At 70.0% G+C, this 14,921-nt stretch carries 13 protein-coding genes; 7 read left to right on the top strand and 6 right to left on the bottom strand.

Annotated features, from left to right (window positions below):
- Positions 1-21: 21 nt before the first annotated feature.
- The gene (locus ASG23_RS17850; protein WP_056027787.1) at positions 22-666 is read left to right on the top strand and encodes a nucleotidyltransferase family protein; all 645 of its coding nucleotides are present in this window, start codon (positions 22-24) and stop codon (positions 664-666) included.
- Here ASG23_RS17850 and ASG23_RS17845 read toward each other — a convergent pair.
- Genes ASG23_RS17845 through ASG23_RS17830 form a run of 4 tightly spaced genes read right to left on the bottom strand, consistent with a single transcriptional unit; the run spans position 663 to position 4,910 of the window.
- Entirely contained in the window at positions 663-1,547 is an 885-nt protein-coding gene (locus ASG23_RS17845; protein WP_082516312.1) for an ABC transporter ATP-binding protein, read from the bottom strand. The genes ASG23_RS17850 and ASG23_RS17845 overlap by 4 nt on opposite strands.
- A complete protein-coding gene (locus ASG23_RS17840; protein ID WP_056027785.1) occupies positions 1,544-2,473 on the bottom strand; it encodes an ABC transporter ATP-binding protein in 930 nt (309 codons plus the stop codon). Before ASG23_RS17840 ends, ASG23_RS17845 begins: the two co-directional genes overlap by 4 nt.
- Positions 2,463-3,449: a branched-chain amino acid ABC transporter permease gene (locus tag ASG23_RS17835; protein WP_056027782.1), complete on the bottom strand. Its 987-nt coding sequence runs from the start codon at positions 3,447-3,449 to the stop codon at positions 2,463-2,465. Before ASG23_RS17835 ends, ASG23_RS17840 begins: the two co-directional genes overlap by 11 nt.
- Before the next feature lie 12 nt (positions 3,450-3,461).
- Positions 3,462-4,910 (bottom strand): branched-chain amino acid ABC transporter permease, encoded by a 1,449-nt coding sequence (locus ASG23_RS17830; protein WP_056027779.1) that lies wholly within the window; start codon positions 4,908-4,910, stop codon positions 3,462-3,464.
- A 332-nt stretch (positions 4,911-5,242) separates the two neighbouring features.
- On the opposite strand from ASG23_RS17830, the gene ASG23_RS17825 reads away from it, so the two are divergent.
- Positions 5,243-5,965 carry a GNAT family N-acetyltransferase gene (locus ASG23_RS17825; protein ID WP_056028589.1) on the top strand — a complete coding sequence of 241 codons (723 nt, stop codon included), beginning with the start codon at positions 5,243-5,245 and terminating at the stop codon, positions 5,963-5,965.
- Here ASG23_RS17825 and ASG23_RS17820 read toward each other — a convergent pair.
- The gene (locus ASG23_RS17820; RefSeq protein ID WP_056027777.1) at positions 5,881-6,285 is read right to left on the bottom strand and encodes a PaaI family thioesterase; all 405 of its coding nucleotides are present in this window, start codon (positions 6,283-6,285) and stop codon (positions 5,881-5,883) included. The two genes, ASG23_RS17825 and ASG23_RS17820, sit on opposite strands and share 85 nt — an antisense overlap.
- Here ASG23_RS17820 and polA point away from each other — a divergent pair.
- The 3 genes from polA (at position 6,284) to ASG23_RS17805 (ending at position 11,195) form a co-directional block, all read left to right on the top strand.
- Positions 6,284-9,043 (top strand): DNA polymerase I, encoded by a 2,760-nt coding sequence (polA, locus tag ASG23_RS17815; RefSeq protein ID WP_082516311.1) that lies wholly within the window; start codon positions 6,284-6,286, stop codon positions 9,041-9,043. The genes ASG23_RS17820 and polA overlap by 2 nt on opposite strands.
- A gap of 134 nt (positions 9,044-9,177) precedes the next feature.
- On the top strand, positions 9,178-9,528 hold the full coding sequence (locus tag ASG23_RS17810) for a DUF485 domain-containing protein (protein WP_082516310.1): 351 nt from the start codon (positions 9,178-9,180) through the stop codon (positions 9,526-9,528).
- Positions 9,525-11,195, top strand: coding sequence for a solute symporter family protein (locus ASG23_RS17805; RefSeq protein WP_056027772.1), 1,671 nt, complete (start codon positions 9,525-9,527; stop codon positions 11,193-11,195). The genes ASG23_RS17810 and ASG23_RS17805 overlap by 4 nt, the downstream gene beginning before the upstream one ends.
- A 32-nt stretch (positions 11,196-11,227) precedes the next feature.
- Here ASG23_RS17805 and ASG23_RS17800 read toward each other — a convergent pair whose 3' ends face one another.
- On the bottom strand, positions 11,228-12,046 hold the full coding sequence (locus ASG23_RS17800; protein ID WP_056027770.1) for a class I SAM-dependent methyltransferase: 819 nt from the start codon (positions 12,044-12,046) through the stop codon (positions 11,228-11,230).
- Between the two features lie 104 nt (positions 12,047-12,150).
- On the opposite strand from ASG23_RS17800, the gene ASG23_RS17795 reads away from it, so the two are divergent.
- Together ASG23_RS17795 and rpsA are read left to right on the top strand one after the other, a co-directional pair.
- Positions 12,151-13,176: a 6-phosphofructokinase gene (locus tag ASG23_RS17795; RefSeq protein WP_056027768.1), complete on the top strand. Its 1,026-nt coding sequence runs from the start codon at positions 12,151-12,153 to the stop codon at positions 13,174-13,176.
- A 220-nt stretch (positions 13,177-13,396) separates the two neighbouring features.
- Positions 13,397-14,902 (top strand): 30S ribosomal protein S1, encoded by a 1,506-nt coding sequence (rpsA, locus tag ASG23_RS17790; RefSeq protein ID WP_056027766.1) that lies wholly within the window; start codon positions 13,397-13,399, stop codon positions 14,900-14,902.
- The last annotated feature ends 19 nt before the right edge of the window (positions 14,903-14,921 follow it).

Raw genomic sequence — 14,921 nt, 5'->3', positions numbered from 1 at the left:
CGGCGTGTAGACACAGGAGCCATGACGCAGCAGGGCGCCCTCGCCGATCCTCCCGACGACCGCACCGCGCTCCAGGACGGGCTCCGGCTCACGGCCGTCGCGCTCACGAATGCGGAGATCCCGTTCGCGCTCGTGGGCGGCTACGCCTCCTGGGCACGAGGGGCACCTGAACCGAGCCACGACGCCGACTTCGCCGTGACCGAGAAGGACGTCCAGCGAGCCAAGGAGGCCATCGCTTCGGCGGGCCTGGTGGTGGAGCAGCCGGCGGAGAACTGGCTGTTCAAGGCGTTCCACCACGGGCAGCTGGTCGACGTGCTCTTCCGGATGGTGGGGGAGCCGGTCACCGAGGAGCTGCTGGCCCGCGCGGACGTCCTCGAGGTGCTCGCCGTGCGCATGCCGGTGCTGGCCGCCACGGACATCGTCTCGGCGAAGATGCGGGTGCTCGGGGAGCACGCGTGCGACTTCGGCCGGCTCCTGGCGATCGTGCGTGCGCTGCGCGAGCAGATCGACTGGGACGTCATCCGTCACGACGTGCGGGACCACCCGTACGCCAAGGCGTTCCTGTACCTCGCGGACGAGCTGGGCATCACCGACGCACAACGCGCGGCCGACGTCGACGTCGAACCCGGTCGGGCCGCAGCACCGACCGGGTCCGACTCGGACTAGGACGTCGAGGTGGGCGGGAGCAGCGGGCCGTGGCTCGCTGCGTCGACGTCCGCGGCGAGCGTGCCCAGGTAGAGCTCGATCACCTTGGGGTCGTGCATGAGCTGCCGGCCCGGGCCCGAGTAGGCGTTGCGGCCCTGGTCGAGCACGTAGCCGCGGTCGCAGATCTGCAGTGCGCGGCGGGCGTTCTGCTCCACGATCACGACGGACACGCCGGCCTTGTTGATCTTGCGGGTACGCAGGAACGTCTCGTCCTGCTTCACCGGCGACAGGCCCGCGGAGGGCTCGTCCAGCAGGAGCACGGACGGTTCCATCATGAGCGCGCGGGCCATCGCGACCATCTGACGCTCACCGCCGGACAGCGAGCCGGCGCGCTGACGTCGACGTTCCGCGAGCGTCGGGAACAGGTCCGAGACGAACGCGAACCGCTCCGCGAACTTCTTCGGCGCCTGGAACGCCCCCATCTGCAGGTTCTCCTCGATGGTGAGCGAGGGGAACACGTTGTTGTTCTGCGGGACAAACCCGACCCCGCGCTGGACCAGGTGGTCCGCACGCAGGTTGGTGATGTCCTCGCCGCCCAGAGTCACCGACCCGGAGCGGACGTTGACCAGCCCGAACAGGGCCTTCAGCAGCGTCGACTTCCCGGCGCCGTTCGGGCCGATGATCCCGATGAGCTCCCCCGGGTGCAGGACGAGGTCGCACCCGTTGAGGATGTTCACCCCGGGCAGGTACCCGGCCACGAGGTCGGTCGCTGCCAGGAGCGGCTCGCCCTCCGGCGCCCCGCGGTGCAGGCCGGCCCGGTCACCGAGAGCCACCGACGTCGACCCCGTCGCAGGGGTGCCGTGGTCGTCGCGGGTGACGGCGTCCATCGCCTCGTCGCTCATCGTGCCTCCTCCTCGGTGCGCAGCTGCTCGAGAACGGCGTCGTCCAGGAGGGCGTCGTCACCGAGGTCGGTGTCGTGGTGCGCACCCAGGTACGCGTCGATCACCGCGGGGTTGTTCATCACGGAGTCAGGCGGCCCCTCGGCCACGATCCGGCCCTCCGTCATGACGATGACCCAGTCCGAGATGTGCCGGACCATGTGCATGTCGTGCTCGACGAACAGCACGGTCATGCCGTCGTCGCGCAACGCCTGGATGTGCCCGAGGAGCGACTGGGTCAGCGCGGGGTTCACGCCGGCCATCGGCTCGTCGAGCATGATCATCTGCGGCTTGGCCATGAGCGCACGGGCCATCTCGAGCAATTTGCGCTGACCACCGGACAGGCTGCCCGCGAAGTCGTCGCGCTTGGTGTCGAGCTTGAAGCGAGCGAGGAGCTCCTCCGCCTGCTCGGTGATCGCCTTCTCGCGCGGACGCCACACCGCGGGCACGAGCGCCGCGAACAGGTTCTCGCCCGGCTGGGCGGTGGCGCCGAGCCGCATGTTCTCCATGACGGTCATGCGGTTCAGCGCCTTGGTCAGCTGGAACGTGCGGACCATCCCGGCACGTGCCACCCGGGCGGCTGCGACGCCGCCGAGCGACCGGCCGTCGAACGTCCACTTCCCGCTGTTGGGCTTGTCGAACCCGGTCAGCAGGTTGAAGAACGTCGTCTTGCCGGCGCCGTTGGGCCCGATGAGGGCCGTGATGGCGCCGCGCTGCACCTCGACGTGGTCGACGTCGACAGCGTTCACGCCACCGAACATCCGGCGGACGTCGTCGGCAATGAGGACCGGGTCGGGCTTGGGAGCGCCGGGGACGTGCGGGACGTCCTTGAGTGCGGCAGCGACAGCCGCTCGGGCGTCGACGGCTGCGGGCGAGGGCTCAGTGGGCATTGATCGCCAGCTCCTTCTTGTCGCCGAGGATGCCTTGTGGTCTGAAGATGATCAGCAGCATCAGGGCGACTCCCACGATGATCCAGCCGAACTGCTCGATCTGCTCGCTGCGCAGGAAGGTGGTGGGGACCACGTCGCGCAGGGTGAGCTTCACGAGGGCGAGGACAGCCCAGAAGATGATCGAGCCGAGCACCGGGCCGAACACGGTCGCCGCCCCGCCGAGCAGCAGGATCGTCCAGATGAAGAACGTCATCGATCTGCCCATGGAGTCGGGTTGGACCGCTCGTGGCAGCACGTAGAGGATCCCGGCCAGGGACCCGATCACGCCGCCGAGCACGAGCGCCTGCATCTTGTAGCTGTAGACGTTCTTGCCGAGCGAGCGCACGGCGTCCTCGTCCTCGCGGATGCCCTTGAGCACGCGACCCCACGGGCTGCGGATGAGGAGCCAGACGAGCCAGCAGGCGAGGCCGACGACGACCCAGCCGACGATCCGGATCCACCAGCTGTTCGACGCGTTCACGGCGTACTCGAACGGGCCGAGGGCCCAGTTGCCGTCGTCGAACGGTGACGCGTCCTGGAACGTGTCCTTGTACTGGTTGCCGCGCAGTCCGCTCGAGGCGCCGGTGAGCTCCGTGAGGGCGGTCGACCGGCCGACCAGGCGGACGATCTCGGCGGCGGCGATCGTGACGATCGCCAGGTAGTCCCCGCGCAGCTTCAGGGTCGGGATGCCGAGGATGAGCGCGAAGATGGTCGCCGCAGCGATGGCGATGAGGACAGCTGCCCACAGCGGCCAGCCCGCGATCGTCGCGATGGCGAAGCCGTAGGCACCGAGCAGCATGAAGCCGGCCTGGCCCATGTTGAGCAGCCCCGTGAGGCCGAAGTGGATGTTGAGCCCGACAGCGGCGAGCGCGTAGGCGGCGGTCGTCGGGGCGAAGAACTCGCCGGCGACGTTCGTGAGGATGCGTGTCCAGTCCATGAGTGGTCTCCGTTATCCGACGCGCGTCGCTCGGCCGAGGATGCCCTGCGGTCGTACCAGCAGGACGAGGATGAGGATCACGAGCGCGGAGGCGTACCGCATGTCCGTCGGGATCCAGAGGCTCGACAGCTCGACCACCAGGCCGATGACGATCGAGCCGGCGAGCGCCCCGAACGCGGCACCCAGGCCACCGAGCGTCACGGCGGCGAACATCAGCAGCAGGAGGGCGCCGCCCGAGTACCAGGACGTCGCGCCGAAGTAGAGGCCGATGAGGACGCCGCCGAGCGCCGCCAGACCGGCTCCGAGAGTCCAGACGATTCGGATCATGCCGTTCACCGAGATGCCCGACGCGGCGCTGAGCGCGGGGTTGTCCGCGACCGCCCGCGTCGCGCGTCCCGCCCGGGTGCCGAGGAGGAAGTAGGCGACCCCGGCGAGCACGATGACCGCGATCGCCAGCGACCACAGCGTGGTCGTCGTGATCCGGACCGGACCGATGGAGACCGACGTCGGGGTGTCCGTGACGATACGCAGCGGACCGGCGCCGAAGAAGAACTGGAACACGTACGAGATCGCCATCGACAGGCCGATCGTCACGATCATCTGCTGGATCATCCCGACGCCGCGCCGTCGCAACGGCTTCCAGAGGCCCGCGTCCTGCAACCACCCGGTGGCCGCGCCGAGCGCGACCGCGATGATCGCCGACGGGATCAGCGGCAGCCCGACCAGCTGGGTGCCGACGTACGCGAGGATGCCGCCGAGCGACACCTGCTCGCCGTGCGCGAAGTTGCTCAGCCCGGTCGTGCCGTAGATCAGGGAGAGCCCGACGCTCGCGAGGGCGAGGAGCGTGCCGAACACCAGACCGTTGACGGTGAGCTGCGCGACGCGCGCGGCGGTCACGCCGGAGCCGGTGGAGCCGGGGGTCGTGGGGACCGCGGCGCCACCGTCGGCGCCGGTCGTCGGTGCGTCGCTGGGCTCGCCGCCGTCGTCGCCACCTCCGCCTGCGCCCGCAGCGGGAGCGCCGAGCGGGAAGAGGGCGGCTGCCGACGCGCCGAGCCCCACCTCCACGGTGCGGGGGTTGTTGGCGGGGTCCCGCAGCGTCTCGCCGGCGGGGATGGTCGCGACGTCGAGCGTGACCTCGTACTCGCCCGGCTCGGTGACGGCGACCGACCAGCGACCGGTCGCGTCGCTCGTGGCCGTGAGGTCTCCCTGCGGGCCGACGACGTTGACGACCGCGCCGACGACGGGTTCTCCGGCTGCCGTGCGCAGAGTGCCGACGATGCACCCGGTCGTGGCGTCCGCGACACAGGCCGCCGTCGCGGACGCCACGGGGCCCTGCGCACGCGCAGGGGAGGCCACGAGGAGCAGGGTCGCGAACGTCAGTGCGAGCAGGAGCAGGGCAGCGATGCGTCGGGCAAGTGGCGGCGAGGTGGTGCCGCCGGGGTCCAGGACGGCTGATCGCACCTGGGACCTCCGTCCGTCTGTTCGGGTGTGGCGGAGCCGTGCGCAGCGGCGTCGTTGCCGCGCACGTTCGACGTCTGCCGGGTGGCAGGACGATAGGCAGGGATTGTGTCGTGTTCATTTCGTGAACGCGAGGCCCCCGGGCCGAGGACAGCCCGCGTGTCGTACATTATTGGTCGATCGTCCAGTTTACGGCTCCGTCATTCGGATGAGGGATCGCCCAGGACTGGCACCCCGGACCAGGCTGGTCCATGATCAAGGACGGCGCCATCCCCGAACGACGAGGTGACGCCATCCTGACCGGATCCCCTCGTCCCGTCTGGAGGTACTGCGCCGTGCGACTCGGAGTGCAGGTCCGCGAAGCCCTGCCGGGCGACATGGACAGCCTCGTCGCGCTCTGCCTCGCCGCGCGTCAGGAGGCTGCGGTAGGAGCCCAGCTGTGCACCGACGACGCCGAGCGGCTGCGTGACCAGCTGGGAGCGCTCCTGGCGGTCCGCGGCGGGCGTGTGCTGGTTGCCCTCCTCGACGACGAGCCGGCGGGTCTGCTGCTGGCCCGAGTGGTCGGACCCGGCCCCTTCACCGATCTCGTCAGCCTCGACATCGAAGCCATCTACGTCCTGCCGGCGGCGCGCCGTCGCGGTCTCGGGCACGCGCTGCTGGTCGGCGCGACGACGGTGGCCGACGAGGCCGGCGCGACCGAGATCTACTCCTCGCCCCTGCCCGGTGCGCGGGGGATGCAACGGTTCCTCGCGCGGCTGGGCTTCGCGCCCGCGGCGTCCCACCGGGTCGTGACGACCGCTGCGCTGCAGCGCAAGCTCACCCACGAGCATGCGCACGCCGGCCCCGGCGGATCGGTCCGCCGTTCCGGCCCGCGTGGCCTCGAGGACCTCATCGCGCGGCGCCGGCAGGCCCGCGCCGCGCGCCAGCCCATCGCGGAGGAGCCTGTGCTCCCCGCCCGGGCGTCCGGAGCGGATCAGGGTCGCGCGTCGATCACCATGCAGGTCAGCCGCGCCGTGCAGACCGGTCGGCCGTCCTCGTCCTCGACCACCACCTGGTAGGTCGCCAGACGCCCCCCGAGGTGCAGCGCCGTCGCCGTTCCCGTGACGATGCCGCTCCGCGCGGAACGGTGGTGCGTCGCGTTCAGCTCGATCCCGACCGCGGCCCGGCCCTCGCCGGCGTGCGCCATCGCCGCGATCGAGCCGAGCGTCTCCGCCAGGACGGCGGACGCGCCGCCGTGCAGCAGACCGTACGGCTGGGTGTTCCCCGCGACGGGCATGGTGCCGACGACCCGCTGTGCGGACGCCTCGATCACCTTGATGCCCATGCGCTCGATCAGGGTGCCTGCGTACTCGTGGACCGGTCGGGTCGTGTCGGACATGGCAGATAGGTTGGCACCCGTGAGCGACGCACTGCCAGCGGTTCCGCCGGCCACTCCCGGAACGCCTGCCCGACTTCTCCTGATCGACGGTCACTCGATGGCCTACCGGGCGTTCTTCGCGCTCCCGGTGGACAAGTTCGCGACGTCGGCCGGCGAGCCCACCAACGCGGTGTTCGGGTTCTTCTCGATGATCGCGAACCTGCTGCGCGACGAGGAGCCGACGCACGTCGCCGTCGCCTTCGACGCGGGTCGGACCACGTTCCGCACCGAGGTCTACGAGGCCTACAAGGGCAACCGGGACGCCACGCCGGCACCGTTCAAGGGGCAGGTCGCGGTGATCGAGCGGGTCCTGGAGACCATGCACATCCCGTCGCTGAGCAAGCCGCAGTTCGAGGCGGACGACATCCTGGCCACCCTGTCCGTCCAGGCGCGCGCCCAGGGCATGCAGGTCCTCATCTGCACCGGCGATCGCGACGCGCTCCAGCTGGTCAACGACGACGTGACGGTGCTCTACCCCGTCAAGGGCGTCTCCGAGCTGGCTCGCATGACCCCGGCCGCGGTGGAGGCCAAGTACGGAGTGCCGCCGCACCGCTACCCGGACCTCGCCGCGCTCGTCGGGGAGTCCAGCGACAACCTGCCCGGCATCCCGGGAGTGGGCCCGAAGACGGCCGCCAAGTGGATCGGCCAGTTCGACGGGCTCGACGGGATCCTCGCGTCGGCGGACCAGGTGCCGGGCAAGGCAGGAGAGTCGCTGCGCGACAACCTCGAGCAGGTGCGCCTCAACCGCCAGCTCAACGCGCTGCTCACGGACCTGGAGCTGCCGCTGGGTCCCGAGGATCTCGCGGCGCGGCCGTGGGACCGTCCCGCGCTGCACGCGATCCTCGAGGAGCTGGAGTTCCGCGCCATCCGGGACCGCCTGTTCGCCATGCTGCCCGACGAGAGCGGTCAGGGGCCCGAGACGGTCGCGGCGGCCCAGATCGACCACGCGGTCCTCGGCTCCGGCGAGCTCGCCGGGTGGCTCTCCGCCCGGGCAGGACGCCCGCTCGGTGTCGACGTGCGCGGATCCGGTTCGCCGGCGAGCGGAGACGCGTGGGGGATCGCGCTGGCGGACCCCGACGGCCAGGCGGCCTCGTTCGACCTCGCCGAGATCCAGCCGCCGGACGAGGCGGCACTGGCGGCGTGGCTCGCCGACCCGGCCGCACCCAAGATCGTGCACGCGTCCAAGGAGGCGTGGCACGCGCTGACCGGGCGCGGGTTGCCGATCGCCGGCGTCGTGTTCGACACCGAGCTCGCGGCGTACCTGTGCCAGCCGGACCGGCGCGCGTACGACCTGACGGACCTGGCCATCGGCTACCTGCACCGCGAGCTCGGCGCCGACGAGGTGTCGAGCAGCGGTCAGGGTGCGCTGGACCTCGAGCTGGACGGCACCGACGAGGGCCGGCGCGCCGCCGTCCGCGCCGCCGCCGTCCGTGACCTCGCCGACGTGCTGGGCGGTGAGCTGTCCGACCGCGGCGCCACGGGCCTGCTGGAGAACCTCGAGCTGCCGCTGGTCGACGTGCTCGCGCGCATGGAGCGCACGGGCATCGCGAGCGACTCGGGTTACCTGTCTGGCCTGGAGAAGTCGTTCGACGGTCAGGTGCAGAACGCGGCCGCCGAGGCGTACGCGGTGATCGGTCGCGAGGTCAACCTCGGTTCGCCGAAGCAGCTCCAGGAGGTGCTGTTCGACCAGCTGGGCATGCCGAAGACGAAGAAGATCAAGACGGGCTACACCACGGACGCCGCCGCCCTGACGGACCTGTTCGCGCGCACCCAGCACCCGTTCCTCGAGAACCTGCTGGCCCACCGTGACGCCATCCGGCTCCGCCAGACCGTGGAGGGCCTCTTGCGGTCCGTCGCAACGGACGGGCGTATCCACACCACGTTCCAGCAGACGATCGCGGCGACCGGACGGCTGTCGTCCGCGGACCCGAACCTGCAGAACATCCCGATCCGCACCGAGGCCGGCCGGCAGATCCGGCGTGCGTTCGTGGTCGGCGACGGCTACGAGACGCTGCTGACCGCGGACTACTCCCAGATCGAGATGCGCATCATGGCGCACCTGTCGGGCGACGAGGGTCTGATCGACGCCTTCCGCTCCGGTGAGGACCTGCACAGCTACGTGGGCTCGCGGGTGTTCAACGTGCCCACCGACGAGGTCACGCCAGCCATGCGGTCCAAGATCAAGGCCATGAGCTACGGGCTCGCGTACGGCCTGTCGTCGTTCGGTCTCTCGCAGCAGCTCTCGATCGAGGTGTCCGAAGCCGCCGCGCTGATGCAGGACTACTTCTCTCGGTTCGGCGGCGTGCGCGACTACCTCACGGGGGTTGTCGACGTCGCCCGGCAGACCGGGTACACCGCGACGATCCTCGGCCGACGTCGGTACCTGCCGGACCTCACCAGCGACAACCGGCAGCGCCGCGACGCGGCGGAGCGGATGGCGCTCAACGCGCCGATCCAGGGCAGCGCCGCGGACCTGATCAAGGTGGCGATGCTCGGTGTCGACCGCGAGCTCACGCGCCGCGAGCTCGGCTCGCGCGTGCTCCTGCAGGTGCACGACGAGCTCGTGCTCGAGGTGGCGCCGGGGGAGCGGGCCGAGGTCGAAGCACTGGTGCGACAGCAGATGGGCGCCGCGGGGGACGCTGCCACGGACGGTCCGCTGGACGTGCCGCTGGACGTCACGGTCGGCGCAGGGGCCTCCTGGCACGACGCCGGGCACTGACCGTGTCGCCCGATCGTGCGTAAAGCGCGGGTGTCGGGCGACACGTCGTAAGTTTCCGGTGCATTCGGGGGTGATCTACGCCACAGTGTCGCAGTGGCGACGAGGCCGCTGACATTCCCACCCGGGAGGCGCTGATGACTGACATCTTCGGAGAACCTGAGACCGATTACCAACGCGTGCAGAACAGTGCGGAGTTCCAGGCGCTCAGACGCCGGTTCCGTCACTTCGTCTTTCCCATGACGGCCTTCTTCCTGGCCTGGTACTTCCTGTACGTCCTGCTCGCCGCCTACGCCCACGACTTCATGTCCACCAAGGTGTGGGGCAACATCAATGTCGGGTTGTTGCTCGGACTGGGCCAGTTCGTCAGCACGTTCGCGATCACGATGATCTACGCGCGCTGGGCCAACAACCGGCAGGACCGCGTGGCCGAGCGTCTCCGTCTGCACATCGAGAACGGTGACTCGCTGGACGGTGAGCCCGCATGAGCGCCTCGCTGAGCACAACCCTGAATGCTGTGCTCCGCACCGCGGAGACCGAGGACATCGGCAACCCGTGGGTCAACATCGCGATCTTCGGCGGCTTCGTCGCCATCACGCTCGTGATCGTGTTCCGCGCCTCGCGCAACAACAAGACGGCCGCCGACTACTACGCGGCCGGTCGCTCGTTCACCGGCCCCCAGAACGGCACCGCGATCGCGGGCGACTACCTGTCCGCCGCGTCCTTCCTCGGCATCTGCGGCGCGATCGCGATCAACGGGTACGACGGGTTCCTGTACTCGATCGGCTTCCTCGTCGCGTGGCTCGTCGCCCTGCTGCTCGTGGCCGAGCTGCTCCGCAACACGGGGCGCTTCACGATGGCGGACGTCCTGTCGTTCCGGCTCAAGCAACGCCCCGTGCGCATGGCAGCGGCCCTGGCCACGCTCACGGTCGTCTTCTTCTACCTGCTCGCCCAGATGGCGGGCGCGGGCGGACTGGTGGCACTCCTGCTCGGCGTCGACGGTGCCGTCGCGCAAGGATTCGTCATCGCCGTGGTCGGTGCGCTGATGATCCTGTACGTCCTGGTGGGCGGCATGAAGGGGACCACCTGGGTCCAGATCATCAAGGCGATCCTGCTCATCGCGGGCGCCGCGGTCATGACTCTGTGGGTGCTGGCGAAGTTCGGGTTCAACCTGTCCGACCTGCTCCAGGGGGCCATCGACACCGCAGGTGAGGGCGGCGAGGCGCTGATCGAGCCGGGCAAGGCGTACGGCGTCAGTGCGATGAGCCAGCTCAACTTCCTGTCACTCGCCCTCGCGCTCGTCCTGGGCACCGCCGGCCTGCCGCACGTGCTCATGCGCTTCTACACGGTGCCGACGGCCAAGGAAGCTCGTCGCTCGGTCGTCTGGGCGATCTGGCTGATCGGCATCTTCTACCTGTTCACGCTCGTGCTCGGGTACGGCGCGGCAGCACTCGTCGGGCCGGAGGTCATCAAGGCCGCACCGGGCGGGGTGAACTCGGCAGCGCCGCTGCTCGCGTACGAGCTCGGCGGCACCATCCTGCTGGGCCTCATCTCGGCGGTCGCGTTCGCGACGATCCTCGCGGTGGTCGCCGGTCTGACGATCACGGCGGCGGCGTCGTTCGCGCACGACATCTACGCCTCGGTGATCAAGCACGGCGAGGTCAAGCCCGACGGCGAGGTGCGCGTCGCACGGATCACGGTGGTGGTCATCGGGATCCTGGCGATCATCGGTGGCATCTTCGCGAACGGCCAGAACGTCGCGTTCCTCGTGGCGCTGGCCTTCGCCGTCGCGGCGAGCGCCAACCTGCCGACGATCCTCTACTCGCTGTTCTGGAAGAGGTTCAACACCTCGGGTGCGCTGTGGAGCATGTACGGCGGGCTCATCTCGTGCCTGGTGCTCATCACGTTCTCGCCCGTCGTGTCAGGCAAGGTCGACCCGGTGACGGGCGSGAGCCTGTCGATGATCAAGAACACCGACATCGACTTCCACGTGATCCCGCTGGAGAACCCGGGGCTCATCTCGATCCCCCTGGCATTCCTGCTCGGGATCCTCGGCACGTACCTGAGCAAGGACACGAGCAGCCCGGAGAAGTTCGCGGAGATGGAGGTTCGCTCCCTGACCGGCGCCGGGTCCGAGAAGGCGACCGTGCACTGACACGCTGACGCGCACGGCTCGGGCGGTCGCTCTCACAGGGGCGGCCGCCCGAGGTGCGTCACGAAGATCGCGGTCCCCGGCAGCCGGGCTCCGCGCACCGGGCCCCACCCTCCCCAGGTCCGGTCGTGCCCGGCGGGCCACTCGGGCTCGACCAGCCGGTCGAGCACGAACCCGGCGGCGACCAGCTCGCCGACGTGGTCACCGAGGGTCCGGTGGTACTCGGCGTACAGCACGCCGCCCGACTCGCCGAGCTCGGCGTAGGGGGTCCGGTCGAAGTACGAGCGCGTCGCGGTCAGGCCCGCCTCGCCGGGGTCGTCGGGGAACGCCCAGCGCACCGGGTGGGTCACGGCGAACACCCAGCGTCCGCCGGGGCGCAGCACCCGCGCGACCTCCGCGTGGACCCGGTCCGCGTCCGGGACGAACGGGAGCGCACCGAAGGCCGTGAAGGCGACGTCGAACGAGTCGTCGGCGAACGGCAGCACGCGGGCGTCCGCCTGGACCAGAGGCGTCACGCGGCCCGCGGCGGCGTCGTAGCGAGCGCCCGCCTCGAGCATCCCGCCGGACACGTCGGTCGCGACGACGTCGACGCCCTCGCCGACGAGCCACCGTGCACACTGCGCGGCCCCGGCGCCCACCTCGAGCACGCGTCGTCCGGACAGGTCACCGAGCAGCCGGGCGTCCTTCTCCCGCACCCCCTCGGGACACCAGCAGAAGTCGGCCGGCCCGAGGAACGCACCGTGCTCGTCGAGGTACTCGTCCGCGTTGGCGTCCCACCAGCGGCGGCCCGCCGCTCCGCCGGCCGCCGCCGGCACCTCGAGGTAACCGGCCTCGGCCAAGGGATCGTCAGACACAGGACCAGTGTCCCCTCCCACGGACTGTCCACGCCGATACGCTGGGCCTCCGGCAGCACGAAGATGCGCTCCGATCCATGTCATCGCGACCAAGGAGTGCCAGCGTGCGAGTCGGTCTGCTTACGGGCGGCGGGGACGTCCCCGGCCTGAACGCCGCGATCCGCGCCGTCGTCAAGCGCGGCGAGGGTGAGTACGGGCACACGATCATCGGCTTCCGCAACGGGTGGCGGGGGGTGGTCGACGGGTTCAGCATCCCGCTGACCCGCCAGCACATCCGCAACCAGCTCGCGGTCGGCGGCACGCTCCTCGGCACCGCCCGCTACCACCCGCACGCCGACGACGGTGGCCTCGACGCCGTCCTGTCGACGCTGGAGTCCGAGCGGATCGAGGTGCTCATCTGCATCGGCGGCGACGGCACGCTGCACGCCGCCAGCAAGGTCGCCGAGGCGGGCGTGCGGATCGTGGCCATCCCGAAGACGATCGACAACGACGTCTGGGGCACGGACCAGTCCATCGGCTTCGACACCGCGGTGGCCATCGCGACGGAGGCCATCGACCGCATCCACACCACGGCGGAGAGCCACAACCGCGTGATGATCGTCGAGGTCATGGGCCGGCACGCCGGCTGGATCGCCGCGACGTCCGGCATCGCTGGGGGAGCCGAGCTCGTCCTGGTCCCCGAGGCGCCGTTCGACATCGACAAGATCGAGAAGTTCCTCAAGCACCGGCACCGGGCGCATGCGAGCTTCTCGATCATCGTCGTGGCCGAGGGTGCGATCCCCGCGGCGGGGACGTCGATGGACTACGAGACGCCCGTCGGCACGTTCGGTGACATCGTCGCCGGAGCCATCGGCTGGCGGCTGAAGGCCGAGGTCGAGAAGCGCACGGGATTCGACACCCGGGTGGTCGTCCTCGGGCACGTGCAGCGCGGCGGCATCCCGACGCACGTCGACCGGATCCTCGGCTCGCGGTTCGGGGTGGCGGCCATCGACGCCGCCAGCAACGGGCAGTCGAACGTCATGACGGCGCTGCGCGGCGAGCGGGTGGAGATGGTCCCGCTCAGCGAGGTGGCCGGGAAGGTCAAGTACGTGCCGGATGAGCTGCTCTCGGTGGCGCGCGCGCTCGCGTGAGCTGCTTTGACCTGCCCATCGTCACCCCGATAGGGTGGACGGCGGTGCCGCGCGCCTTGTTGCGTCGGCGATACCCACGCGTACTGCTCGTACGTGGTCGGCCTTCGTGCCGGCAGGGGCGTCCCCAACGGTTCGTGGTCACCACCATGCAATCACCGTGCCGCCGGCACACACGTTCAGTCCTCACAACTTCCCTGTCCGCATCGGAGCCCATCCCTACATGAGCATCACCACCCCCGCGAAGCCCGCCACCCCGCAGGTCGCGATCAACGACATCGGCTCGGCCGAGGACTTCCTCGCCGCGATCGACGCCACCATCAAGTACTTCAACGATGGCGACATCGTCGAGGGCACCATCGTCAAGGTCGACCGCGACGAGGTCCTGCTCGACATCGGTTACAAGACCGAAGGCGTCATCCCCTCCCGTGAGCTGTCCATCAAGCACGACGTGGACCCCGGCGAGGTTGTCAAGGTCGGCGACGCAGTCGAGGCCCTCGTTCTCCAGAAGGAGGACAAGGAAGGCCGGCTGATCCTGTCCAAGAAGCGCGCACAGTACGAGCGCGCCTGGGGCACGATCGAGAAGATCAAGGAAGAGGACGGCGTCGTCACCGGCACCGTCATCGAGGTCGTCAAGGGCGGCCTCATCCTCGACATCGGGCTGCGCGGCTTCCTGCCCGCGTCGCTGGTGGAGATGCGTCGTGTCCGCGACCTCCAGCCGTACGTCGGCAAGGAGATCGAGGCCAAGATCATCGAGCTCGACAAGAACCGCAACAATGTGGTCCTGTCGCGCCGTGCCTGGCTCGAGCAGACGCAGTCCGAGGTGCGCTCCACCTTCCTGCAGACGCTGCAGAAGGGCCAGGTCCGCCCCGGTGTCGTGTCCTCGATCGTCAACTTCGGTGCGTTCGTGGACCTGGGTGGCGTGGACGGGCTCGTGCACGTCTCCGAGCTGTCCTGGAAGCACATCGACCACCCGTCCGAGGTCGTCGAGGTCGGCCAGGAGGTCACCGTCGAGGTTCTCGACGTCGACTTCGACCGCGAGCGTGTCTCCCTGTCGCTGAAGGCGACGCAGGAGGACCCGTGGCAGGCATTCGCCCGCACGCACGCCATCGGCCAGGTCGTCCCGGGCAAGGTCACCAAGCTGGTTCCTTTCGGTGCGTTCGTGCGCGTCGAGGACGGCATCGAGGGCCTCGTCCACATCTCGGAGCTGGCCGTGCGCCACGTCGAGATCCCGGAGCAGGTCGTCCAGGTCGGCGACGACGTCTTCGTCAAGGTCATCGACATCGACCTGGAGCGTCGCCGCATCTCGCTGTCGCTCAAGCAGGCGAACGAGGGCTTCGACCCGGCCAGCGAGGACTTCGACCCCGCGCTGTACGGCATGGCGGCGGAGTACGACGAGGCCGGCAACTACAAGTACCCCGAGGGCTTCGACCCGGCCACGAACGAGTGGCTCGAGGGCTTCGAGGCTCAGCGCGAGGTGTGGGAGGCGCAGTACGCGCAGGCCCACGAGCGCTGGGAGGCGCACCGCAAGCAGGTCGCCGACGCCGCGAAGGCCGACGCGGAGGCCGCCAGCGGCGCCGCCGAGGGTGCAACGTCCTCGTCCTCGTCGTCGAGCTCGTCGGCCGGCCCCGTGCCGTCGTCGTACTCGTCGTCCACCGAGGAGGCCGCGGGCACGCTCGCGTCCGACGAGGCGCTCGCCGCTCTGCGCGAGAAGCTCACGGGCAACTGATCCACGCCTGACGCTCGAA

Origin of the sequence: Cellulomonas sp. Leaf395, from assembly GCF_001424125.1 — a bacterium.
Classification (GTDB): domain Bacteria; phylum Actinomycetota; class Actinomycetes; order Actinomycetales; family Cellulomonadaceae; genus Cellulomonas.
This window is presented reverse-complemented; position numbering and strand designations above follow the sequence as displayed.